We start from the raw sequence: 21,420 nt of genomic DNA, 5'->3' as shown, positions 1-21,420 counted from the left end.
GCGGCCCCCACCCCGCGTTCAGGTAGGTCGAGGAGGAAGAGAACGCGAGCATGACCGTGCAGACCGAACGGCCGCCCTCAGGCCCGGCGGACGTCCGCAAGGACCCCTCGGGATCCGGCGGGCCCACCCCCAGAGCCGCCTCCCGCATCGGCGCGCTCGCCCCGTACCTCTTGCTGCTGCCGGCCTGCGCGGCCTCCGTGCTGCTGCTCGGCTGGCCGCTGCTGAAGGACGCCCTGCTGTCCTTCCAGAACCTCAACATGGCGCAGCTGATCCAGCACGTCACCGAGTGGAACGGCGTCGACAACTACACCGAGGTCCTCGGCAGCGAGGACTTCTGGCGCGTCACCCTGCGCTCGATCCTGTTCACGGCGGTCAACGTCGCCCTGACCATGGTCCTCGGAGCCCTGGTCGGCCTGCTGCTCGCACGGCTCGGCAAGCGCATGCGGTTCACCCTGATGATCGGCCTGGTGCTGGCCTGGGCCATGCCCGTGGTCGCCGCCACCACCGTCTACCAGTGGCTCTTCGCCCAGCGCTTCGGCGTCGTCAACTGGGTGCTGGACAAGCTCGGCTGGCACTCCATGGCCGACTACAGCTGGACCAGCGGCCAGATGTCCACGTTCTTCGTGGTCACGATGCTGATCGTGTGGATGTCGATCCCCTTCGTGGCGATCAACCTCTACGCGGCCACCACCACCATCCCCGCCGAGCTCTACGAGGCCGCCTCCCTGGACGGCGCCGGCGCCTGGAAGAGCTTCGCCACGGTCACCTTCCCGTTCCTGCGGCCCTTCCTCTACGCGACGACGTTCCTCGAAGTCATCTGGATCTTCAAGGCGTTCGTGCAGGTCTACACGTTCAACCAGGGCGGCCCCGACCGCCTCACCGAGATCCTGCCGGTCTACGCCTACATCGAGGGCGTCGGCAACCAGCACTACGGCATGGGCGCGGCCATCGCCCTGCTGACCATCCTGATCCTGCTCGGCCTCACCGCCTACTACCTGCGGATCGTGCTCAAGCAAGAGAAGGAAGAGGAGGCCGGGCTGTGAAGCGCTCGCTCTTCGGCCGTATCTGGCCCAACGCCACGGCCGTCGTCCTGTTCATCGGCTTCGTCTTCCCCGTGTACTGGATGTTCGCCACGGCCTTCAAGCCGACCGGCGACATCATCTCCGAGGACCCGGTCTGGTTCCCGACCGACGTCACCCTGGAGCACTTCCGCACGGCGATCGGCGTCGACAACTTCTGGACCCTGGTCACCAACTCCCTGACCGTGACGGTCTGCGCGGTCGTCTTCTCCCTGGCCATCGCGCTCGCCGGCTCCTTCGCCCTGGCGCGCATGAAGTTCAAGGGGCGGCGCGGCTTCATCATCGGCTTCATGCTGGCCCAGATGGCGCCCTGGGAAGTCATGATCATCGCGATGTACATGATCGTCCGGGACGCCGAGATGCTCAACAGCCTCGTCCCGCTGACGGCCTTCTACACGATGATGATCCTCCCCTTCACCATCCTCACCCTGCGCGGCTTCGTGGCCGCCGTACCGGCCGAGCTGGAGGAGGCGGCGATGGTCGACGGCTGCACCCGCGCGCAGGCCTTCCGCCGGGTCATCCTGCCGCTGCTCGCCCCCGGTCTGATGGCCACCTCGCTCTTCGGCTTCATCACCGCCTGGAACGAGTTCGCCCTGGTCCTGGTCCTCAACAAGGACGCCGAGGCGCAGACCCTGCCGCTCTGGCTGACCAGCTTCCGCACCGTCTTCGGTGACGACTGGGGCGCGACCATGGCGGCCTCCTCCCTCTTCGCCGTCCCGATCCTCATCCTCTTCGTCTTCCTCCAGCGCCGCGCGGTCAGCGGACTGACCGACGGCGCCGTGAAGGGATAACGCCACCCGATGACGACTTTCGCCAGCGACACCCTGACGCGGGACGCCCTCACCGTCCTCCAGCCCGGCTTCCCGGGCACGACCGCCCCCGACTGGCTGCTGCGCCGCATCGGTGAGGGCCTGGCCTCCGTCGGACTGTTCGGACGGAACATCGCCACCCCCGAGCAACTGGCCGCGCTCACCGCACAGTTGCGCGCCGAACGCGAGGACGTCCTCGTCGCCATCGACGAGGAGGGCGGCGACGTCACCCGGCTGGAGGTGCGTACCGGCTCCTCCTTCCCCGGCAATCACGCCCTCGGCGCCGTGGACGACGTCGACCTCACCCGCGAGGTCGCGCACGAACTCGGCCGCCGCCTCGCCGCCTGCGGGGTCAACTTCAACTGGGCGCCGTCCGCGGACGTCAACTCCAACCCCGACAACCCGGTCATCGGGGTCCGCTCCTTCGGCGCCGACACCGAGCTGGCGGCCCGGCACACCGCCGCCTACGTCACCGGCCTCCAGGCCGCGGGCGTGGCCGCCTGCACCAAGCACTTCCCCGGCCACGGCGACACCGCGATCGACTCCCACGAGGCGATGCCCCGGATCGACGTGGGCCTCGACGTGCTCACCGAGCGCGAACTGGTCCCGTTCCGCGCCGCCATGGCCGCCGGCTCGCGCGCCGTCATGACGGCCCACATCCTGGTCCCGGCCCTGGACGCGGGCCTCCCGGCCACGCTCTCCCGCCCCATCCTCAGCGACCTGCTGCGCGGCGAACTCGGCTACGACGGCCTGATCGTCACCGACGGCATGGAGATGCAGGCCATCGCCGCCACCTACGGCATCGAACGCGGCAGCGTCCTCGCCCTGGTGGCCGGCGCCGACGCGATCTGCGTGGGCGGGGGACTCAACGACGAACAGACGGTACGCCGCCTGTGCGACGCCCTGGTCTCCGCGGTCCGCGCCGGTGAACTCGCCGAGGAACGCCTGGCGGAGGCCGCCGAGCGGGTCCGCGCGCTGGCCCGCTGGACGGCCGAGGCGGCCCCGGCGGCGGACACGGCCCGGTCCGACATCGGTCTGGTGGCGGCCCGCCGGGCGGTACGGGTGACCGCGACCGAGGCGCACACCCCGCTGACCGAGCCGCCCTACGTGCTCGCGCTCAGCCCCGTGGCCAACATCGCGGTGGGCGACGAGACTCCGTGGGGCGTGGGCGGCGAACTGGCCGAGCTGCTGCCCGGCACCGAGACGGCGGCCTTCACGGACGACTCCGCCGCCCGGGTCGCCCTGGAGGCGGCCGGCGACCGGCGGATCGTCGCGGTGGTCCGTGACGAGCACCGCCACGCCTGGATGGCCGGCACCCTGGACACCCTGCTGGACAAGCGCCCGGACACGATCGTGGTCGAGATGGGCGTACCCCAGTCCGAGCCCAGGGGCGCGCTGCACCTGGCGACGCACGGCGCGGCCCGTGTGTGCGGCCGGGCGGCGGCGGAGATCATCGCCGGCCGGCAGGGCTGACGACGACGAAGGCGCCGGTCCCGCACCCCTCGGGGTGCGGGACCGGCGCCTTCGTGCGTCCGGCTCAGATGCCCTGCCAGGCGGGCTTGTTGGCGAAGGTGTGGCGGAAGTAGTCCGCGAGCTTGAGCTTGGCGGCGGCCGCCTCGTCCACGACGACCGTGGCGTGCGGGTGCAGCTGCAACGCCGAGGCCGGGCACACCGCGGCGACCGGGCCCTCCACCGTCGCCGCGACGGCGTCGGCCTTGCCCTCGCCGGTCGCCAGCAGCACGAGATGGCGCGCTTCGAGGATCGTCCCGATGCCCTGCGTGATCACGTGGTGCGGCACCTGGGCGATGTCCCCGTCGAAGAAGCGCGCGTTGTCCACCCGCGTCTGCTCGGTCAGGGTCTTGATCCGGGTCCGGGAGGCCAGCGAGGAACACGGCTCGTTGAACCCGATGTGCCCGTCGGTCCCGATGCCGAGCAGCTGGAGGTCCACGCCCCCGGCGCCGGCCAGCGCCGCGTCGTACGCCGCACAGGCCGCCCGGACGTCCTCGGCGGTCCCGTCCGGGCCCGTGAAGGCGGACATCCCGATCCCGAGCGGCTCCAGCACCTCGCGCCGCAGCACCGAGCGGTAGGACTCCGGGTGCTCGGCGGGCAGGCCCACGTATTCGTCGAGCTGCGCGATCCGCGCCCGCGAGGCGTCCACGGCACCGGAGCGCACCTTCGCCGCCAGCGCCTCGTAGACGGGCAGCGGCGTCGAGCCGGTGGCAACGCCGAGCAGGGCGTCGGGCTTGCGCGCCAGGAGCTGCGCCATGGCCTCGGCGATCAGCTCGCCACCCGCCTTGGCGTCCGGAACGATGACAACTTCCACGCTGGGCCTGCCGTTCTGGAGAGGGGACTCAACCGGTACCCGAGAGGGCTATGTGGTTTAGACCAATCTAACAGAGGAGGGCCCTCCCTCCCAGGAGGACGCGGGCGGGGTGGATGATTTTCTAGCGTTCGCTATAAAATCAGCTCCATGGTGAGCACCGAGGGCGTGCAGCCCACCGCCGGCCGCCGCGGCCGCCCCCGCTCCTTCGACCGTGCCACCGCCCTGGAGAAGGCGGTCCTGGCCTTCTGGGAGAACGGCTACGAGGCGACCTCCGTCTCCGACCTCACCCGGATCATGGGCATCGGCGCCCCCAGCCTCTACGCGGCCTTCGGTGACAAGCGGGCCCTGTTCGAGGAGGCCGTGGCCGAGTACGCCCGCCGGTACGCGGCCTTCAGCGAGCGCGCCCTGGCCGAGGAGCCCACCGCCCGCGCCGCCGTCGGCCGCATCCTGCGCGAGGCGGCCGTCCGGTACACCTCCGCCGACCGCCCGCACGGCTGTCTTTTCGTCCACGCGGCCACCAACTGCACCAGCCCCGAGGTGGGGGAGTCCCTGCGGGTGCGGCGCAACGCCGCCATCGCCGCCGTCGAGGGCCGGATCAGGGCGGGCGTCGCCGCGGGCGAACTCCCCGCGGGCACCGACGCCAGGGCGCTCGCCCGGTGCGCCGGCGCGATCCTCCAGGGCATGTCCCAACAGGCGCGCGACGGCGCGAGTCGAGCGGAACTGGAGGCGCTCGCGGAAATTGCCCTGTCCATCTGGCCCCGCGCCTAACCCGCGCGGGTTAGGCTGCGTGATGAATGCTGGGACGTCCGAGTAGCTGACGTCCCGACTGATCCGTCACCACGACGAACATCCTCCGACACATGGACACGCCGAGTGGTCTAGTCCACAATGGTCAAGAAGAGTCCATGTGATACGAGGACGCGGACTTCCGTCTTCCCCGCACAGGAAGGCGGACCGAGGAACCGGTGCTCTCTGCCCTGACTGCTCCGGATCCTCATCCTTCGGCCGACCGGGACCGCACACCCCACGGCCGTTGTTGCTCCGGGCTGCGGTGCCGGGAGGGTTGAGGGTCCCTCCCAGGCGCCGCGGCCCGCGGGTGTTTCCGGCGCCGTTTCGGACCCGTACAAACCGCCAGGTACGCTCGCACCCGTGCCCTCCATGAACGAACTGGTCCACCAGCACACCGCCCTCGACGAGTCCGACCTCGAGTGGCTCCATCTGCTGGTCTCGGAGTGGCAGCTGCTCTCCGACCTCTCCTTCGCCGACCTCGTCCTGTGGGTCCCCACCAGCGACGGCACCCGGTACGTGTCGGTGGCCCAGATGCGGCCCAACACCGGCCCCACCTCCTACCAGGACGACATGGTCGGCCACCTCGTTCCGCGAGGCCGCCGCCCCATGCTGGACGCCGCCCTGGACGAGGGCCGGATCGTGCGCGAGGGCGACCCCGAGTGGCGCGAGGAGGTCCCGGTCCGGGTCGAGTCGATCCCGGTCCGCCGCGACGGACGCGTCCTCGGCGTCATCGCGCGCAACACCAATCTGCTCACCGTGCGCACCCCGAGCCGCCTCGAACTGACCTACCTCCAGAGCGCCTCGGACCTCGCCCAGATGATCGCGGCCGGGTCCTTCCCGTTCGCGAACCAGCAGGTCGACATGGACGCCTCGCCCCGGGTCGGCGACGGCCTGATCCGGCTGGACGCGGACGGCGTCGTCCAGTACGCCTCCCCGAACGCCCTGTCCGCCTACCACCGTCTCGGCCTCGCCGCCGACCTGGTCGGCCACCACCTGGGCAAGACCACCGCCGAACTCGCCCCGACGCACGGGCCGGTGGACGAGGCCCTCGCCAAGGTGGCCAGCGGCTGGGCCCCGCGCGAGTTCGAGATCGAGTCCGAGGACGGCGTGATCCAGTTCCGCGCCATCCCGCTCAAGCCCAAGGGCACCCGCATCGGTTCCCTGGTCCTCCTCCGCGACGTGACCGAACTGCGCCGTCGCGAACGCGAGTTGATCACCAAGGACGCCACCATCCGGGAGATCCACCACCGGGTGAAGAACAACCTCCAGACGGTCGCGGCCCTGCTGCGCCTCCAGGCCCGGCGGATCGAGTCCGACCGGGGCCGGGAGGCGCTCGAAGAGGCGGTGCGCCGGGTCGGCTCGATCGCCATCGTGCACGAGACGCTCTCCCAGAACCTCGACGAGCGCGTGGAGTTCGACGAGATCGCCGACCGGGTGCTGGCGATGGTCGCCGAGATCTCGCCCGGCAAGGTCACCGGCCGGCGCACCGGACGCTTCGGCATCCTGGACGCCGAGGTCGCCACTCCGCTCTCCATGGTCCTGACCGAGGTGCTCCAGAACGCCCTGGAACACGGCTTCCGTCAGGGCGAGACCGGAACCGTCGAGGTCTCGGCGGTGCGCGGCGGCACCACCAGGGAGGCCCGGCTGCTGGTCACCGTCCAGGACGACGGCGTCGGCCTGCCTGAGGGGTTCGACCCGCACACCGCCGGCAACCTCGGCCTCCAGATCGTACGGACCCTGGTGGAGGGGGAGTTGGGCGGCACCTTCGACATGGTCCGGGCGCCGGAACGCGGCACTCAGGTCATCCTGGACATTCCGGTGCGGGCGCACAAGTAGCCGCCCGTGCCCGCGGGCCGGCCTCCCGCCCGCCCGGGACAGCAATGAGCCCCGGACGCCCGGCCCGGGACAGCAATGAGCCCCGGACCTTGAAGGGTCCGGGGCTTATGCGCATCAGGGGTACTGCGCGCTGCGGCTCGGGGGCGGGAGATGCGTACTCGCTGTACGCGCCGCCAAGCTCAGGCGGGGTGGGTGTGTCAGGCGGATGCCTGACGGGCCCGGTTGCGGGCGGCACGGCGCTTCATCGCGCGACGCTCGTCCTCGCTGAGACCACCCCAGACGCCGGAGTCCTGACCGGACTCGAGCGCCCACTGCAGGCACTGCTCCATAACCGGGCAGCGACGGCAGACGGCCTTGGCTTCCTCGATCTGCAGCAGCGCAGGACCGGTGTTGCCGATGGGGAAGAAGAGCTCGGGGTCTTCCTCGCGGCAAACGGCGTTGTGACGCCAGTCCATGGCTGCTACCTCTCCTTGGTATTACGTGCGGGTTGCTTGTGAATGTGAACGCTTTCACGAATCCCTCAACAAGTGAAGGGCCGCCCGTCAGGTTTCCCTGGCGTGGTCCTGTGAGTTGAAGAGGGGTTCCGGTGATCTGTGGGAGCCGGTGTTGCGGGCTGTCCCGATCGCCACGTAGAGACTCGCAAACCTCAGCGGCGGATACAACCCCTTCTGGAAAGTTTTTTTTGATTCCTCGGTGTCGACTAGGTCACAGCCGTACTTCCATGGGGTGGACCGTGGTCTAAACGTTCGAGTGAAAGGACTTTGGCGCCTTCTGCTCACACAATCACACGCAGTGCACGGCGTACGCCTGTGAACGTCACGCTCGTACGCAGTCCGAGGTGATCGCCGTCCATCTGAAGGGGCAGCGGGACCTTCGAATGCAAGGTGAACTGGTCCAGGTCGTGCAGTGAGGCGGCATGCCTGCCGTGCGGTCCCCGCTCGGGGGACGAAGTGAGCAACTGGGTCGCATACCGGGCAACCGCGACCGTGGACATCCGGCTGAGCCCGAGTACGTCGAGCCCCGTATCGAACGAGGCCTTAGGCGCCGCGTACACCGGGCGATTGCCCAGATAGGTCCACGGAGCGGTGTTGCAGATGATGGAAAGCACCAAATCGGTCACCGGGTCGGCACCCGGCCGCTCCAGCGTGATCGTGCCGTGCCTGCGGTTCGGCTCCTGGAGGAACTGCCGCACCACCTGGCGCAGATACAGGGCGTGCGTGGACTTCCTGCCCCGCTCCCGCTGCTGCTCGACCCGGCCGACGACGCCCGCGTCGAAGCCGAGCCCCGCGCAGAAGGTGAACCACCGGGCGGGCACCCCTTCGTCCTCGGTGCCCGGCGTCCCGGCGGCGATGCCCATGCCGACCGTCCGCTCGCTGCCCTCGCGCAGCGCGTCCAGCAGCGCGCCGGTGGCCTCGACCGCGTCATTGGGCAGGCCCAGGGCGCGGGCGAAGACATTGGTCGAACCGCCGGGGACCACCGCGAGCCGCGGCAGCCGCTCGGGATCGGGGCCGGCGTGCAGCAGGCCGTTGACGACCTCGTTGACCGTGCCGTCACCGCCGAGGGCGACTATCAGGTCGATGTCCTCGCTCTCCGCCGCCTGTCTGCCGAGGTCGCGGGCGTGGCCGCGGTACTCGGTCATGACCGCTTCCAGCTTCATCTCGCTGGCGAGCGCGTGGATCAGGACATCGCGCGTACGTGCGCTTGTGGTGGTTGCCGCCGGATTGACCACGAGAAGTGCACGCATGGATGGCAGGGTACCTACTGGGGGGTACCGATCCCACACCGAGCCGGGATTCGATCGGGGAATCGGTGCGTGAACCTCGCCACGGACGGGCACGAGGTGCCCCGGGCGCCCGTGGGGGCGGACCGTGCGAGGGCTACCCTGCTGGGGTGAGTGCTGAGCAGACCCCCGCCCCCGAAGCCGGACCCCGCCCGCGGCGGCTGACCTACGCGGCGACGCTCGCCGCGCTGGAGGGCCTCGCCCTGGTGGCCGGCGGAATCTGGATCCTCGTCCTGGGCCTGACCGGCGACCCGGACGATCGTCAGCAGGCCGTCACCGGCGGGGTGACGCTGGTCGTGCTCGCGCTGCTGCCCCTGCTGGCCGCCCGCGGACTGCTGGCCCGGCGCGGTTGGTCCCGGGGGCCGGCCGTGATCACTCAGATCCTGGCGCTGCCCGTGGCCTACAACCTGCTCCAGGCCGACAGCATCGCCATCCCGGCGGGCATCGCCCTCGCCGTGGTGGCGGTGACCGCGCTGGTGCTGCTGGTCAACGCCGAGACGACCCGGGCCCTTGGGATCCGCGGGCCCGGAAACGCGCAGCAGTAGCGCGCGGTCACGTCCTCCCTCACTCCTCGACGAGCAGCTTCTCCCGCAGCTGGGCCAGGGTGCGCGCCAGCAGGCGGGAGACGTGCATCTGGGAGATGCCGACCTCCTGCGCGATCTGCGACTGGGTCATGTTGCCGAAGAAGCGCAGCAGCAGGATGCGCTTCTCCCGCGGCGGCAGGTCCTCCAGCAGCGGCTTGAGCGACTCGCGGTACTCGACGCCCTCCAGCGCCTCGTCCTCGGCGCCCAGGGTGTCCGCCACGGCCGGCGACTCGTCGTCGGTGTCGGGGACGTCCAGCGACAGCGTGGAGTACGCGTTGGCGGACTCCAGGCCCTCCAGGACCTCCTCCTCCGAGATGGCCAGCTTCTCGGCCAGCTCGTGGACCGTGGGGGAGCGGCCGTGCAGCTGGGACAGCTCCGCGGTGGCTGTGGTCAGGGCCAGGCGCAGCTCCTGGAGCCTGCGCGGCACGCGCACCGCCCAGCCCTTGTCGCGGAAGTGCCGCTTGATCTCGCCGACGACCGTCGGGGTCGCGTAGGTGGAGAACTCCACCCCGCGGTCCGGGTCGAAGCGGTCGACGGACTTGATCAGACCGATGGTGGCGACCTGGGTGAGGTCGTCCAGCGGTTCGCCGCGGTTGCGGAAGCGGCGGGCGAGGTGCTCGACGAGCGGCAGGTGCATCCGGACCAGCTTGTTGCGCAGTTCCGCGTACTCCGGGCTGCCGTCCTTCAGGCCGCGCAGCTCGATGAACAGGGCACGCGCGCCGGTGCGGTCCTGCGCCTGCGCCTCGCGCGCCGGCGTCTCGTGCCGCGTGGCCTGCGCGGCCTGATCGTCGTCTCGCTCGTGCTCGCTCATCGTCCCGCCCGTCGCCCTCTGTCGAGCCCTGGTCTCAGCCCGGCCGGGGGTGCCCCCGATCCGCCTCTGCCGAGGCGATTCCTGCACGGCGGTGTCCGGGAAACCCGCCGCGGTGGCCGCGTCGCCCTCGGGATGCGGCCTGGCCTGCTCGGGAATGCCGTCAACGCCGTCCGTCACATGCCGGGAACCGCCCGGAGCGACCGCGTCGTCCGCGGTCCCGGCCGGCAGCTCCCGTGTGCCGCGCTCCTCGTCCCGCACCGGCCCGTCCCCGTCCTTCACGCCGGCCCGGGTCCCGCGCCGCGCTGTTTGTAGAGGCTGATCGACACGGTCTTGTCGTCGTCCACCGCGGAGGACACCTTCCCCGCCAGCGCGGACAGCACGGTCCAGGCGAAGGTGTCGCGTGACGGTGCGTGACCGTCGGTGGTCGGCGCCGAGACGGTGACCTCCAGTGAGTCGTCGACGAGCCGGAAGACGCAGCTGAGCACCGAGCCGGGCACGGCCTGCTGGAGCAGGATCGCGCAGGCCTCGTCCACGGCGATGCGCAGATCCTCGATCTCGTCGAGGGTGAAGTCCAAACGGGCCGCGAGGCCGGCAGTCGCCGTACGCAGCACCGACAGGTAGGCACCCGCAGCCGGCAGCCGGACTTCCACGAAGTCCTGGGTCGCGGGCTCGCCTGCGATCTGGGACACCCTCACCTCCAAGGTGGTACAAGCTTTTCGGGGCCGAGGGTCGCCCCCCGGGGTAACGCGACGTGTGTTCAGCGGTGACGCTACCGCGCTCCGAACTTTCCTGTCCCCGGGACCCCAACCCCCTGCTGTCACTCATAGTAAACCTACGGATACGCTCCGTGGCTAGGGGTTCGGCGGGCCCAAATGGGAAGAGCGCGCGCCGGGTTGACGTACCCAGGCGTCAGACGGTCGAACCGTCCGGATCCGGAGTCGGCCCGGTCACACCAGCACGTGGTCCACGAAGCACCAGCGCCAGCTCTCACCGGGCTCGAACGTCCGCATCACGGGATGTCCGGAGTCCTTGTGGTGCCCGGTGGCGTGCCGTCCCGGCGAGGAGTCGCAGCATCCGACGTGACCGCAGGTGAGGCACAGCCGCAGCTGTACCGGATGGGTGCCGTCCGCCAGGCACTCGAGGCACGTCTCACTGAGCGGGACGGGCTCCGGGTGCGGCAGCACGTCGGCATGCGTGCACTGTTTCATGATTGCCAGGTTACGACGGGTGCGCGGATGGCCGCGCGGAAAAACGAGGGTGGGCGAACGGTGACGAGCGAGGGCGGGCGAGGTCCATGGACGTGATGCCACTGCTGCTGTTGGTGGCGGGCAGTGCCGCGATCGCCGCGGCGGCCCGGTGGACCCCGGTGCCGGCGCCGCTGCTCCTGGTCGCCGTGGGACTGGCGGTCTCCTACGTGCCGGGGGTGCCCGAGTGCACCCTCGACCCGCACATCGTGCTGCCGTTGATCCTGCCGCCGCTGCTGCACACCGCGGCCACCGACAGCTCCTATCTGGACCTGAGGGCACAACTGCGGCCGGTGGCGCTGCTGTCGGTCGGGTACGTGCTCTTCGCGACCTTCGCGGTGGGCTGGGCCGCCTATCTGCTCGTCCCCGGCCTGCCGCTGACCGCGGCGCTGGTGCTGGGCGCGGTGGTGGCGCCGCCCGACGCGGTCGCGGCCACCGCGGTGGCGCGCCGGGTGGGGCTGCCCAACCGGATCACCACGATCCTCCAGGGCGAGTCCCTGGTGAACGACGCGACCGCGATCACCGCCTACCGGGTCGCCCTCGCGGCCGCGGTCGGCGAGGGCGCCACCTGGGCGGGCGGGATCGGCGAGTTCCTGCTCGCGGCGTTCGGCGGGATCGGCATCGGCCTGTTGCTGATGGTGCCGATCCACTGGCTGCGCACCCATGTGAAGGAAGCGCTCTTCCAGAACACGCTGTCGCTGCTGATCCCGTTCGTCGCCTACGCGGTCGCCGAACAGGTGCACGCCTCCGGAGTGCTCGCGGTGGTCGTCGTCGCCCTGTGGCTGGGACACCGCGCGTGGGAGGTCGACTTCGCCACCCGGCTCCAGGAGGAGGCCGTCTGGAAGATGGTCGCCTTCGTCCTGGAGTCGGCGGTCTTCGCCCTCATCGGACTCCAACTGCCGGTGGTCCTCAAGGGCCTCGGCGAGTACGAGGGGGCCGAGGCGGCCTGGTACGCGGTCGCCGTCTTCCTGGTGGTCGTCGCCTCCCGGTTCGTATGGGTGTACCCGGCGACGTTCCTGCCGCGCATGCTGTCGGCGCGGATCCGGGAACGGGAGGAGAACCCGACCTGGAAGGGCCCGTTCGTCATCGCCTGGGCCGGCATGCGGGGCGTGGTGTCGCTGGCCATCGCCTTCTCCATCCCGCTCACCGTGCACGGGGGCGAGGAGTTCCCCGAGCGCAATCTGATCCTGTTCCTGACCTTCACCACGGTGATCGGCACCCTCGTCGTGCAGGGCGTCACCCTGCCCCCGCTGATCAGGCTGCTGAAGCTGCCGGGCCGTGACGTGCAGGCCGAGACCCTCGCCGAGGCCAACGCACAGGCGCAGGCGTCCCGGGCCGCCGAACGGCGTCTGGACGACCTCCTCACCGACGAGCGCAACGCCCTGCCCGCACCGCTCGCCGAGCGCCTGCGCACGGTCCTGGAACGCCGGCGCAACGCCGTCTGGGAACGCCTCGGCCAGGTCAACCCGGTCACCGGGGAGACCGTCGACGACACCTACCGACGCCTGTCGCGCGAGATGATCGGCGCCGAGCGCGAGGTGTTCGTCAGGCTCCGGGACGGCCGCTACATCGACGACGAGATGCTCCGGACGCTGCTGCGCCGCCTGGACCTGGAGGAGGCGGCCGCGTTCCGGGAGGCCGAGTGAGGAGCGCCCCTGCTCAGGGGGGCCCGGACTCCTGGGGGAACGGGCTGCCGGTCACCACGGCCGCGACCGTCGTGCCGCGCGGAAAGGCGCCCTCCGCGGTCAGGGCGACCAGGCCGTACAGCAGCTTGGCCACGTACACGCGCTCGACGGGGACGCCGTGGCGCCGCTCGAAGTCGTCGGCGAAGGAGTCGAGTTCGGGCGTCGAGCGGGCGTAGCCGCCGAAGTGGAAGCGGTCGTCCAGGGTCCAGGTGCCGCGCCGGCCGCCGAAGGCCCGCTGTTGCAGGGCCTGTATGTCGTCGGCGAGGAAGCCGCCCCTGAGGACCGGGACGCCCAGCGCGCGCTGGTCCGGGGCGAGGCCGGCGGCGAGACCGGCGAGGGTGCCGCCGGTGCCGCAGGCGAGGGCGACCAGGTCGGCCCGGCCGCGCAGTTCCGCGCCGAGTTCCCGGCAGCCGCGCACGGCGGCCGTGTTGCTGCCGCCCTCCGGCACGACATGGGCGTCCTCGGCGTCCGCCGCGCGCAGGACGGCGGCCAGGACGTCCGGCTCGGCCTTGCGGCGGTACGTCGACCGGTCGACGAAGTGCAGACGCATGCCGTCGGCGGCGCACCGGGCGAGGGAGGCGTTGAGGGGACGGTCGGCGAGTTCCTGGCCGCGGACCACCCCTACGGTGGGCAGGCCCAGGAGGCGTCCGGCGGCGGCCGTGGCCCGCAGATGGTTGGAGTAGGCGCCGCCGAAGGTGAGCACGGGCCGGCCGGCCGCGGCCGTGAGGTTCGGGGCGAGCTTGCGCCACTTGTTGCCGATCAGGTCCGGGTGGATCAGGTCGTCCCGTTTCAGCAGCAGCCGGACGCCGTGGCGGCCGAACCGGTCGTCGACGACCTCCGCGAGCGGCGAGGGGAGCCGGGGCCGGAGGTCGTCGAGGCTGGTCACCGCACCATTGTCGCGCGGAGCGGGAGCGGCTGCCGCGGTGGACAAGTGGGGCGCATATGCCCAGTTGCCCGTGATCCATTCCCGCTCATTCGTGTAATAGCACCGGCACGCTCCGTGAGGAAGGCTTGGTCCTGCGAATGGATGCCCGGCGCGGAACGGCGCCGGGGCATGACCGGGAGGGCAATTCCTTATGTCGGTAGGCGAAGAGATCCGCACTGACGAGAACAGGCCGCAGCAGAGTCTCGGCACTGCCGCCGCGCGGAACCTGGCCACCACGACCAAGTCGGCACCGCAGATGCAGGAGATCAGCTCGCGCTGGCTCCTGCGCATGCTGCCGTGGGTGAACGTGCAGGGCGGTACGTACCGGGTCAACCGCCGCCTCAGCTATGCCGTGGGGGACGGCCGCATCACCTTTGTGAAGACCGGGGACCGCGTCGAGGTCATCCCGGCCGAGCTGGGCGAACTGCCCGCGCTGCGCACCTACGAGGACCAGGAGGTGCTCACCGAGCTGGCCCGGCGCTGCCAGCAGCGGGAGCTCGCGGCGGGCGAGGTGCTCGCCTCCTTCGGCAGCCCCGCCGACGAGGTGTACCTGCTGGCGCACGGCCGGGTGGAGAAGGTCGGTACCGGGCCCTACGGCGACGACGAGTCCCTCGGTGTGCTCGCCGACGGCGCCCACCTCGGCGAGCAGTCCCTGCTGGCCTCCGACGCCATCTGGGAGTACACGGTCCGCACGGTCACCGCGTGCACCCTCCTCGTGCTGTCCCGCCAGGACGTCGAACAGGTCGCGGAGCGCTCCGAGTCGCTCCGTGCCCACCTGGAGGAACAGCGCGCGATCCCCGCCCAGCGTGGCAACAAGTACGGCGAGAAGGAGATCGACCTCGCGGCCGGCCACAGCGGCGAGCCGGACATCCCGCACACCTTCGTCGACTACGACGCCAGTCCCCGCGAGTACGAACTGAGCATCGCCCAGACGGTGCTGCGCATCCACTCGCGCGTCGCCGACCTCTACAACCAGCCGATGAACCAGACCGAGCAGCAGCTCCGGCTGACGGTCGAGGCGCTCAAGGAACGCCAGGAGCACGAACTCATCAACAACCGCGAGTTCGGGCTGCTCAACAACTGCGAGTACGAGCAGCGGATCCAGCCCCACGACGGTGTGCCCGGCCCCGACGACATGGACGAACTGCTCAGCCGGCGCCGCGGCACCAAGTTCTTCCTCGCCCACCCGCGCGCCATCGCGGCCTTCGGCCGTGAGCTGAACAAGCGCGGACTCGTGCCCGAGACCATCGAGATCGCGGGCAACCGCATCCCCACCTGGCGCGGGGTGCCGGTCTACCCGTGCAACAAGATCCCGGTCACCGAGGCCCGTACCACCTCGATCATCGCGATGCGCACCGGCGAGTCCGAGCAGGGCGTCATCGGCCTCCAGCAGGCGGGCATCCCCGACGAGATCGAGCCGAGCCTGTCGGTGCGCTTCATGGGCATCAACGAGCAGGCGATCATCAACTACCTGGTGACCGCCTACTACTCGGCCGCCGTCCTGGTGCCGGACGCGCTCGGCGTGCTGGAGAACGTCGAGATCGGGCGCTGGCGGTGACACGGCCGAGGACAACCGGTGTTCCCGCCCTCCGGGGCGGGTACACCCTCGGGGTACGGCGACCGACCGAGACGCGTGAAAGGCGGAGGCCCATCGGGACCCAGACACACGCCGGAGCCGGGCCGGTCGACGGCCAGGAGGCGATGGCGATCCTGGAGCGCGCGCGGGGTTCCGTCGATCCCGAACTGCGCGCCGCCGTCGACTCCTTACCGGGTTCCATGCGCCGCGTCGCGCTCTACCACTTCGGCTGGCAGCACGCGGACGGCACGCCCGCGGCGGGCAACGCCGGCAAGGCGATCCGGCCCGCGCTCGTCCTCACCGCGGCCGAGGCGCTCGGCGGACCCGCGGCCCGCAGGGCGGCGGTCCGGGCCGCGGCGGCGGTGGAACTGGTGCACAACTTCACCCTGCTGCACGACGACGTGATGGACCGGGACACCACCCGGCGCCACCGGCCCACCGCCTGGACCGTGTTCGGCGACGCCGACGCGATCCTGGCCGGGGACGCCCTCCAGGCACTCGCCCTGGGCCTGCTCGCCCAGGACCCGCATCCGGCGGCCCCGCGGGCCGCCGCCCTGCTCGCCGCCTGCGTCGTCGAACTGTGCGAGGGCCAGCACACGGACACGGCCCTGGAGCAGCGGGCCTGCGCCGAGGTCCGCCTCGACGAGGCGCTCGCCATGGCCGAGGCCAAGACCGGGGCGCTGCTGGGCTGCGCCTGCGCCCTCGGCGCGCTGTACGCGGGCGCGTCGGCGGAGGACGTCGAGGCGATGGACTCCTTCGGCCGTGAGGCCGGGCTCGCCTTCCAGCTCATCGACGACGTCATCGGCATATGGGGCGACCCCCGGCGCACCGGCAAGCCGGCCGGCGCGGACCTGGCCGCCCGCAAGAAGTCGCTGCCGGTCGTCGCCGCGCTCACCTCCGGCACCCCCGCCGCGACGGAGCTGGCCGGGCTGTACGAGGTGCCGTACGGCAGAAGCGGTCTGGCGGCGGAGGAGGAGACCGCTCGCACCGCACTGGCCGTGGAACGGGCGGGCGGCCGCGACTGGGCGCAGGTCCAGGCGGCCGACCGGATGGCCCGCGCGATGCAGGAACTGGCCCGGGCGGTGCCCGAACCTGAGGCGGCGGGCGGCCTGCTGGCGCTGGCCGAGTTCGTCACCCGGCGCAGCACCTGAGGACCCCGGACCGGTGGCCGTGCGGCTCCTGACCCCGCACGGCCACCGGCTCCGGCCCGCATGGGTCCCGCACATCCCCACGGTGTGCGGGGCCCGTGTCCTCTCCCGAGGTGCGGCACGGAATCCCGTCAATCTTCCGAGGCCTCCACCACGCCGCCGTCAACCCCCTTACGATCAAGGCCGATTGAGGCGAAGGGGCGGGGACATGGGTGTGGCGATCCGGACGGCGACCGAGGCCGACCGCGAGACGGTGGTACGGCTGCTCGACGAGGCGTTCCAGGACGACCCGGTCAGCGGCTGGGTCTTCCCCGGCGCCGAGTACCGGCGGGCCACCCACCACCGGCTGATGGCCGCCTTCACCGACATCGTCCTCGACGCCGGGCGGATCGACCTGGTGGAGGACGGCTCGGGCTGCGCGCTGTGGATGCCCACGCCCGCCGGGGAGCACGACACCGACGACGAGGGGCCCGCCCAGGTACGTCAGGCGGTCGACCCGGCGAACGAGCGCGTGGAGCTGATCGGCCGGCTCACCGCCGGGATCCACCCCGCCGACCGGTCCCACGAGTACCTGTGGATGATCGGTGTCTCGCCCGGCAGGCAGGGGGAGGGCATCGGCACCGCCCTCATGGGCCCCGTGCTCGACCGCTGCGACGGCGACGGCGTCCCCGCCTATCTGGAGGCGAGCAGTCCCCGCAGCCGCGCACTGTACGAGCGGCTCGGTTTCGCACTCCTCGGCAGCCCCCTCGCCCTGCCGGACGGCCCGCAGATGTTCCCGATGTGGCGCGAGCCCCGAGTCCTCGCCTAGGGCAGCCGGACGCCCGCTCTCCGGCACGCCGCTCGACTCCGGCACCCGAAATGAGCTTGCAGCCACTACGGGTGAAGTACTACAACTGGAGTCATTCAAACGGCGGCCCAGGGAAAGAGACCGGCTTGCGCAAGCTCACGTACTTCATCGCCTGCTCCATCGACGGCTTCATCGGGGACCCGGACGGTGACGCGACGTCGATGTTCGCGTACCTGGACGAGGAGTTCCTCGGCTACCTCGGCTCCCACTGGCCCGAGACCGTGTCGGTCGTGGGCCGCGAACAACTCGGCCTGAAGGACGCCGAGAACCTCCACTTCGACACGGTGATCCAGGGCAGCGGCAGCTACCGGCTCGCCCTCGACGCCGGGATCACCAGCCCCTACGGTCATCTGCGCGAGTACGTCGTCTCGCGCACCCTCGACCCGGACGCCGATCCCCATGTCACCGTGATCCAGGGCGACCTGGTGGCCCGCGTCCGCGAACTGAAGGCGGAGGACGGTGACCTGGGCATCTGGCTCTGCGGCGGTTCCCGGCTCGCGGGACAACTGCTCGACGAGATCGACGAACTGGTGATCAAGACCTACCCGCAGGTGTACGGCTCGGGCATGCCGATGTTCGGCGCCGGATTCACCGTCGCCGACTTCACCCTGGAGGACGTCCGCGCCTTCGGTAACGGAGTGCTGGTCCGCACCTACGCACGGAAGCGCTGACCGGCCTACCCTGAGGACATGGACAGCGAAGGACACGCCTGTCCCGCCTGCGGACAGTCCGTCGAAACGGTCGTCCGGCGTCATAAGACGCTGGGCACATGGGTACCGCGCTGGGTGGCCGGTCCCTGCCGCAACACCACGTGCGAGGCGTTCGTCGTGGAGGGCACCGAGGAAGTCCCCCAGGAGCAGCACAAGACCCACAAGCATCTTCACCACCATCACCAACGGCTCAGCGGAATCGGCGAGCGCCCCGAGGCGCCGGACCGCCCCGAGGAAGGCGCCGCGAGCGGTTCCTGAGCGCGCGGAGGGTCTCCGGAGAAAGGCGGCCCCGTCGTGTCGAGAACCCGGGCCCGGCTCCGACGTCCCCTACGGCGAGACCCAGGGGCTGCTGGCCGGCTCCTGGGTGCTGGACTGCGCGAGCCTGGAGCGCGTCACCGAGATCGCCGCCCGGGTCCAGGAGTGCCCGCAGCCCGCCGGCGCGCCGCAGTACCCCGTGGTGATCCGGCCCATCGACGAGGGCACCGGAGACATCTGAATCCCGTGAGCGACACCGCCGACGACGCTGCACAGGAGGCGCTGCTCGCCGATCCTCGGCCTCTACGACGTGCCGGCCGGCCTGGTGCGCGACCATGAGCCTGCCCGAGCAGCGGTATCGCGGGCGCGGGCGGAGCGGTTGACGACGTAGCGTGACCCCATGAGCGAGCCGATCCTGCACATCACCGAACGCGCCCTGTGGGACGAGGCCCGGTCGAAGGGCACGTACGAGATCTCGACCCGCGGCCGGACCCTCCAGGAGGAGGGGTTCATCCACTGCTCGACGCGGGCCCAACTCCCGCGCACGGCAGCCGCCTTCTACTCGGACCTGGACGACCTGGTGGTCCTGGTCGTCGACCCCGGCCGTCTCGACGTACCCGTGCGCCCCGAGGCGGCCGAGCCCGGCGGCGAGGAGTTCCCGCACGTGTACGGGCCGATCCCCCTGGACGCGGTGATCGCCGTCGAGCCGTGGAGGGCACCTTAGAGCTCCGAACAAAAGTGGGGCCCGGCGGGCGGCGCCCGGCACGCGCGCTCTCGGCGCCTTGCGACGCACCGGACACCGCCCGCTGATCGGACCCCGCTTTTGTTCGGAGCTCTTAGGCCCGGGCCGTCGGCAGCCCGCCCGTCAGGGGATCCCGGCCGGTCAGGCAGTACAGGCCGCCGGCCGGGTCGCGCAGGACCCGCCAGTGGGCGCCGCGGTGCACGGGCGTGGCGCCGAGCCGCTCGTGCTCGGCCCGGCTCGCCGCGATGTCGGCGCAGGCCAGGTCGAGGTGGGTGGAGACGGGACGCTCCTCGCCGAGCCGCTGGAGCAGGATCCGGACCGGCAGTCCGGCCGGCGGCCGGACCACGTGGAACTCGGGGAGCGACCCGGGCAGCGACTCCCACTCCGGCAACAGGGCGCTCCAGAAGCCGACTTCGGCGTCGTAGCGCGAGGGAGGGACGTCGAGGCAGATCTGGTCCACGCGGGTTCCGTCCACCACGGGCGGCCGCCGGGACTCGCCCTGCCACGGCACCGCGCAGAACAACTGCCCCGCCGGCGACCGCAGTACGGCCCAGCCGCCGTGGTCGGCGACCAGGTCCGCACCGGCCCGCAGCGCCTCCTTCACGAAGCCGGTGACGTCCTCGACCGCGAAGTCCGGATGGGCGCCGCCCGTGCCGTCCCTCACGCCCTGGACCTTGACGCACGGATCGCCCGACTCCGGCAGCAGGGTCACGAACTCTCCCTGGTCGCCGCGGGCTTCGGAGAGTCGGGTGCCCGTCACCGCGGTCCAGAAGTCGCAGGCCGGGCCGAGGAGCGCGGCGGGCCGGTCGGCGAAGACGTACGTCCAGCGGATGGTCATGGGCGCGATCCTAATCAGCCCCGCTGTCAGCCCCGCTTCAACGGCTCCATGAAGCGCAGCATGTTCCCGGCCGGGTCCCGGAAGGCGCAGTCGCGCACCCCGTACGCCTGGTCCATGGGCTCCTGGATCACATCGGCGCCGTACTCCCGCACCCGCGCGTACAGCTCGTCGCAGTCGGAGGTGGTGAAGTTGACCCCGCGCAGCACGCCCTTGGCCAGCAACTGCGCCATCACCTCCTTGTCGGCGGGGGAGGTGTCCGGGTCCGCGGCCGGCGGCTCCAGCACGATCTCCACGTCCGGCTGGAGCGGCGAGCCGACGGTCACCCAGCGCATCCCCTCGTAGCCGACGTCGCCGCGGACCTCCAGGCCCAGCACGTCGCGGTAGAAGGCGATGGCCTTGTCGTGGTCGTCGACGGCGAGGAAGCACTGCTTGAGCTTGATGTCGATGTCCATGACGGCAGATTAAGGCCGCCGCGCCCGTCCGGGCCGGGTGAGACGGCGGGCCACGCAGGCCGGGACGGCCTCGGCGTCCTCGTGCGAGCGGGCCCGGTAGGCGCTCGGCGTCTCGCCGACCAGTTCGGTGAAGCGCGCGCTGAAGGAGCCGAGGGAGGTGCACCCGACCGCCATGCACACCTCCGTCACGCTCAGGTCGCCGCGCCGCAGCAGGGCCTTGGCCCGCTCGATCCGGCGGGTCATGAGATAGCCGTAGGGGGTCTCGCCGTAGGCGGCACGGAAGCTGCGCTGGAAGTGGCCGGCGGACATCAGCGCCGTCCGGGCGAGCGCCGTGACGTCGAGGGGCTCGGTGTACTCGCGGTCCATGCGGTCGCGGGCCCGGCGCAGCCGGACCAGGTCCTCGGTGTTCACCCCGCCAGCATCGCACGGAGGACGGCAGGAGGGGCCCGCCGCGGATTGCGGCAGGCCCCTCCGAAGGATCTCCGTGGACCTGCGATGGTGCACCGACCGCCGGTCCGGACGACCCGAAAAGGTCCTGGATCAGGCCTTCTTGGTCTCCCAGAAGATCTTGTCGATCTGGGCGATGTAGTCCAGCGCCTTCTGGCCGGTGGCCGGGTCGGTGGACGCCTTCGCGGCCGACAGCGCCTTCAGGGCGTCGTTGACCAGCTGGTGCAGCTCCGGGTACTTCTCGAAGTGCGGGGGCTTGAAGTAGTCGCTCCACAGGACCGACACGTGGTGCTTGGCGAGCTCGGCGCGCTGCTCCTTGATGACGGTCGCACGGGCCTGGAAGTGCGGGTCGTCGTTGGCGGCCATCTTGTCCTGCACGGCCTTGACCGACTCCGCCTCGATGCGGGCCTGGGCCGGGTCGTACACACCGCAGGGCAGGTCGCAGTGGGCGCTGACCTTCACCTTGGGGGCAAACAGGCGGGAAAGCATGGAGCATTCCTTCCTCGTGATCGTCTTCTCAGGTGGGACATTACTCCTTGA

24 protein-coding genes and 1 pseudogene are annotated in these 21,420 nt (G+C 71.1%); 14 read left to right on the top strand and 11 right to left on the bottom strand.

The genetic code is table 11. From position 1 onward, the window contains the following. Positions 1 to 50 precede the first annotated feature (50 nt). The 3 genes from AB0E07_RS30995 to AB0E07_RS30985 are packed head-to-tail and all read left to right on the top strand — an operon-like array spanning position 51 to position 3,361. A complete protein-coding gene (locus AB0E07_RS30995; protein WP_362259600.1) occupies positions 51 to 1,043 on the top strand; it encodes a sugar ABC transporter permease in 993 nt (330 codons plus the stop codon). Further along, complete coding sequence (locus AB0E07_RS30990; protein WP_362259597.1) at positions 1,040 to 1,870, top strand: carbohydrate ABC transporter permease; 831 nt, start codon at positions 1,040 to 1,042, stop codon at positions 1,868 to 1,870. The genes AB0E07_RS30995 and AB0E07_RS30990 overlap by 4 nt, the downstream gene beginning before the upstream one ends. 9 nt (positions 1,871 to 1,879) lie before the next feature. Next, complete coding sequence (locus tag AB0E07_RS30985) at positions 1,880 to 3,361, top strand: glycoside hydrolase family 3 N-terminal domain-containing protein (RefSeq protein WP_362259594.1); 1,482 nt, start codon at positions 1,880 to 1,882, stop codon at positions 3,359 to 3,361. A 64-nt stretch (positions 3,362 to 3,425) separates the two neighbouring features. Here AB0E07_RS30985 and nagB read toward each other — a convergent pair whose 3' ends face one another. Beyond that, positions 3,426 to 4,211, bottom strand: a complete 786-nt coding sequence (gene nagB, locus AB0E07_RS30980; RefSeq protein ID WP_362259591.1) for a glucosamine-6-phosphate deaminase — start codon at positions 4,209 to 4,211, stop codon at positions 3,426 to 3,428. 147 nt (positions 4,212 to 4,358) lie between these two features. Between nagB and AB0E07_RS30975 the strand changes: the two genes are divergently transcribed. Together AB0E07_RS30975 and AB0E07_RS30970 are read left to right on the top strand one after the other, a co-directional pair. Then, the gene (locus tag AB0E07_RS30975; RefSeq protein ID WP_362259588.1) at positions 4,359 to 4,979 is read left to right on the top strand and encodes a TetR/AcrR family transcriptional regulator; all 621 of its coding nucleotides are present in this window, start codon (positions 4,359 to 4,361) and stop codon (positions 4,977 to 4,979) included. A gap of 390 nt (positions 4,980 to 5,369) precedes the next feature. Next, positions 5,370 to 6,836: a PAS domain-containing sensor histidine kinase gene (locus tag AB0E07_RS30970; protein WP_362259696.1), complete on the top strand. Its 1,467-nt coding sequence runs from the start codon at positions 5,370 to 5,372 to the stop codon at positions 6,834 to 6,836. Between the two features lie 197 nt (positions 6,837 to 7,033). Here AB0E07_RS30970 and AB0E07_RS30965 read toward each other — a convergent pair whose 3' ends face one another. Together AB0E07_RS30965 and AB0E07_RS30960 are read right to left on the bottom strand one after the other, a co-directional pair. Continuing rightward, positions 7,034 to 7,291: a WhiB family transcriptional regulator gene (locus tag AB0E07_RS30965; protein WP_016639615.1), complete on the bottom strand. Its 258-nt coding sequence runs from the start codon at positions 7,289 to 7,291 to the stop codon at positions 7,034 to 7,036. Positions 7,292 to 7,611: 320 nt separating this feature from the next. Beyond that, positions 7,612 to 8,580, bottom strand: a complete 969-nt coding sequence (locus tag AB0E07_RS30960; RefSeq protein ID WP_362259585.1) for a diacylglycerol kinase family protein — start codon at positions 8,578 to 8,580, stop codon at positions 7,612 to 7,614. 146 nt (positions 8,581 to 8,726) lie between these two features. Here AB0E07_RS30960 and AB0E07_RS30955 point away from each other — a divergent pair, with 146 nt between their 5' ends. Beyond that, complete coding sequence (locus AB0E07_RS30955; protein WP_362259582.1) at positions 8,727 to 9,161, top strand: hypothetical protein; 435 nt, start codon at positions 8,727 to 8,729, stop codon at positions 9,159 to 9,161. A 19-nt stretch (positions 9,162 to 9,180) separates the two neighbouring features. Here the strand turns inward: AB0E07_RS30955 and AB0E07_RS30950 are convergent, their stop codons facing one another. The 3 genes from AB0E07_RS30950 to AB0E07_RS30940 form a co-directional block, all read right to left on the bottom strand. Then, complete coding sequence (locus AB0E07_RS30950; RefSeq protein ID WP_362259579.1) at positions 9,181 to 10,290, bottom strand: RNA polymerase sigma factor SigF; 1,110 nt, start codon at positions 10,288 to 10,290, stop codon at positions 9,181 to 9,183. After that, positions 10,287 to 10,700 carry an anti-sigma factor gene (locus AB0E07_RS30945; RefSeq protein WP_015657891.1) on the bottom strand — a complete coding sequence of 138 codons (414 nt, stop codon included), beginning with the start codon at positions 10,698 to 10,700 and terminating at the stop codon, positions 10,287 to 10,289. The genes AB0E07_RS30950 and AB0E07_RS30945 overlap by 4 nt, the downstream gene beginning before the upstream one ends. A 258-nt stretch (positions 10,701 to 10,958) precedes the next feature. Beyond that, positions 10,959 to 11,219, bottom strand: a complete 261-nt coding sequence (locus AB0E07_RS30940) for a UBP-type zinc finger domain-containing protein (RefSeq protein ID WP_362259575.1) — start codon at positions 11,217 to 11,219, stop codon at positions 10,959 to 10,961. 86 nt (positions 11,220 to 11,305) lie between these two features. Between AB0E07_RS30940 and AB0E07_RS30935 the strand changes: the two genes are divergently transcribed. Continuing rightward, positions 11,306 to 12,901: a Na+/H+ antiporter gene (locus AB0E07_RS30935; RefSeq protein WP_362259573.1), complete on the top strand. Its 1,596-nt coding sequence runs from the start codon at positions 11,306 to 11,308 to the stop codon at positions 12,899 to 12,901. Between the two features lie 13 nt (positions 12,902 to 12,914). On the opposite strand, the gene AB0E07_RS30930 is transcribed toward AB0E07_RS30935, so the two are convergent. Next, positions 12,915 to 13,826, bottom strand: a complete 912-nt coding sequence (locus AB0E07_RS30930) for a pyridoxal-phosphate dependent enzyme (RefSeq protein ID WP_362259571.1) — start codon at positions 13,824 to 13,826, stop codon at positions 12,915 to 12,917. 190 nt (positions 13,827 to 14,016) lie between these two features. On the opposite strand from AB0E07_RS30930, the gene AB0E07_RS30925 reads away from it, so the two are divergent. From AB0E07_RS30925 to AB0E07_RS30895, 7 genes and pseudogenes are all read left to right on the top strand, one after another. Then, the gene (locus tag AB0E07_RS30925; RefSeq protein WP_362259569.1) at positions 14,017 to 15,423 is read left to right on the top strand and encodes a family 2B encapsulin nanocompartment shell protein; all 1,407 of its coding nucleotides are present in this window, start codon (positions 14,017 to 14,019) and stop codon (positions 15,421 to 15,423) included. Positions 15,424 to 15,515: 92 nt separating this feature from the next. Beyond that, complete coding sequence (locus AB0E07_RS30920; protein ID WP_362259694.1) at positions 15,516 to 16,592, top strand: family 2 encapsulin nanocompartment cargo protein polyprenyl transferase; 1,077 nt, start codon at positions 15,516 to 15,518, stop codon at positions 16,590 to 16,592. Positions 16,593 to 16,797: 205 nt separating this feature from the next. Further along, positions 16,798 to 17,397, top strand: coding sequence for a GNAT family N-acetyltransferase (locus AB0E07_RS30915; protein ID WP_362259566.1), 600 nt, complete (start codon positions 16,798 to 16,800; stop codon positions 17,395 to 17,397). A 125-nt stretch (positions 17,398 to 17,522) separates the two neighbouring features. Continuing rightward, positions 17,523 to 18,107, top strand: a complete 585-nt coding sequence (locus AB0E07_RS30910; RefSeq protein ID WP_362259563.1) for a dihydrofolate reductase family protein — start codon at positions 17,523 to 17,525, stop codon at positions 18,105 to 18,107. An 18-nt stretch (positions 18,108 to 18,125) separates the two neighbouring features. Next, positions 18,126 to 18,404 carry a hypothetical protein gene (locus AB0E07_RS30905; protein WP_362259560.1) on the top strand — a complete coding sequence of 93 codons (279 nt, stop codon included), beginning with the start codon at positions 18,126 to 18,128 and terminating at the stop codon, positions 18,402 to 18,404. A gap of 58 nt (positions 18,405 to 18,462) precedes the next feature. Beyond that, positions 18,463 to 18,642, top strand: a pseudogene (locus AB0E07_RS30900) (hypothetical protein); the annotation flags it as partial. 159 nt (positions 18,643 to 18,801) lie between these two features. Continuing rightward, complete coding sequence (locus tag AB0E07_RS30895; protein ID WP_362259557.1) at positions 18,802 to 19,125, top strand: DUF952 domain-containing protein; 324 nt, start codon at positions 18,802 to 18,804, stop codon at positions 19,123 to 19,125. 112 nt (positions 19,126 to 19,237) lie between these two features. Here AB0E07_RS30895 and AB0E07_RS30890 read toward each other — a convergent pair whose 3' ends face one another. The 4 genes from AB0E07_RS30890 to sodN all read right to left on the bottom strand — a co-directional run bounded on the left by AB0E07_RS30890 (position 19,238) and on the right by sodN (position 21,369). Continuing rightward, positions 19,238 to 19,981 carry a VOC family protein gene (locus AB0E07_RS30890; protein ID WP_362259554.1) on the bottom strand — a complete coding sequence of 248 codons (744 nt, stop codon included), beginning with the start codon at positions 19,979 to 19,981 and terminating at the stop codon, positions 19,238 to 19,240. 26 nt (positions 19,982 to 20,007) lie between these two features. Continuing rightward, positions 20,008 to 20,427: a VOC family protein gene (locus AB0E07_RS30885; RefSeq protein ID WP_362259692.1), complete on the bottom strand. Its 420-nt coding sequence runs from the start codon at positions 20,425 to 20,427 to the stop codon at positions 20,008 to 20,010. A gap of 15 nt (positions 20,428 to 20,442) precedes the next feature. Next, entirely contained in the window at positions 20,443 to 20,844 is a 402-nt protein-coding gene (locus AB0E07_RS30880) for a helix-turn-helix transcriptional regulator (RefSeq protein WP_362259551.1), read from the bottom strand. A 129-nt stretch (positions 20,845 to 20,973) separates the two neighbouring features. After that, positions 20,974 to 21,369, bottom strand: a complete 396-nt coding sequence (gene sodN / locus AB0E07_RS30875) for a superoxide dismutase, Ni (RefSeq protein ID WP_005480378.1) — start codon at positions 21,367 to 21,369, stop codon at positions 20,974 to 20,976. Between the last annotated feature and the right edge of the window lie 51 nt (positions 21,370 to 21,420).

Origin of the sequence: Streptomyces sp. NPDC048002 (assembly GCF_040653275.1) — a bacterium.
GTDB lineage: Bacteria > Actinomycetota > Actinomycetes > Streptomycetales > Streptomycetaceae > Streptomyces.
Note: the sequence above shows the minus strand (reverse complement) of the source record. Positions and strands in the feature narration are given on the sequence as shown.

Excerpts from the sequence above, each read along its gene's own strand:
- AB0E07_RS30995 (WP_362259600.1), top strand. The coding sequence starts at position 51 with ATGACCGTGCAGACCGAACGGCCGCCCTCAGGCCCGGCGGACGTCCGC.
- AB0E07_RS30985 (WP_362259594.1), top strand. The coding sequence starts at position 1,880 with ATGACGACTTTCGCCAGCGACACCCTGACGCGGGACGCCCTCACCGTC.
- AB0E07_RS30975 (WP_362259588.1), top strand. The coding sequence starts at position 4,359 with ATGGTGAGCACCGAGGGCGTGCAGCCCACCGCCGGCCGCCGCGGCCGC.
- AB0E07_RS30970 (WP_362259696.1), top strand. The coding sequence starts at position 5,370 with ATGAACGAACTGGTCCACCAGCACACCGCCCTCGACGAGTCCGACCTC.
- AB0E07_RS30965 (WP_016639615.1), bottom strand. The coding sequence starts at position 7,291 with ATGGACTGGCGTCACAACGCCGTTTGCCGCGAGGAAGACCCCGAGCTC.
- AB0E07_RS30960 (WP_362259585.1), bottom strand. The coding sequence starts at position 8,580 with ATGCGTGCACTTCTCGTGGTCAATCCGGCGGCAACCACCACAAGCGCA.
- AB0E07_RS30940 (WP_362259575.1), bottom strand. The coding sequence starts at position 11,219 with ATGAAACAGTGCACGCATGCCGACGTGCTGCCGCACCCGGAGCCCGTC.
- AB0E07_RS30935 (WP_362259573.1), top strand. The coding sequence starts at position 11,306 with ATGGACGTGATGCCACTGCTGCTGTTGGTGGCGGGCAGTGCCGCGATC.
- AB0E07_RS30925 (WP_362259569.1), top strand. The coding sequence starts at position 14,017 with ATGTCGGTAGGCGAAGAGATCCGCACTGACGAGAACAGGCCGCAGCAG.
- AB0E07_RS30915 (WP_362259566.1), top strand. The coding sequence starts at position 16,798 with ATGGGTGTGGCGATCCGGACGGCGACCGAGGCCGACCGCGAGACGGTG.
- AB0E07_RS30905 (WP_362259560.1), top strand. The coding sequence starts at position 18,126 with ATGGACAGCGAAGGACACGCCTGTCCCGCCTGCGGACAGTCCGTCGAA.
- AB0E07_RS30895 (WP_362259557.1), top strand. The coding sequence starts at position 18,802 with ATGAGCGAGCCGATCCTGCACATCACCGAACGCGCCCTGTGGGACGAG.
- AB0E07_RS30890 (WP_362259554.1), bottom strand. The coding sequence starts at position 19,981 with ATGACCATCCGCTGGACGTACGTCTTCGCCGACCGGCCCGCCGCGCTC.
- sodN (WP_005480378.1), bottom strand. The coding sequence starts at position 21,369 with ATGCTTTCCCGCCTGTTTGCCCCCAAGGTGAAGGTCAGCGCCCACTGC.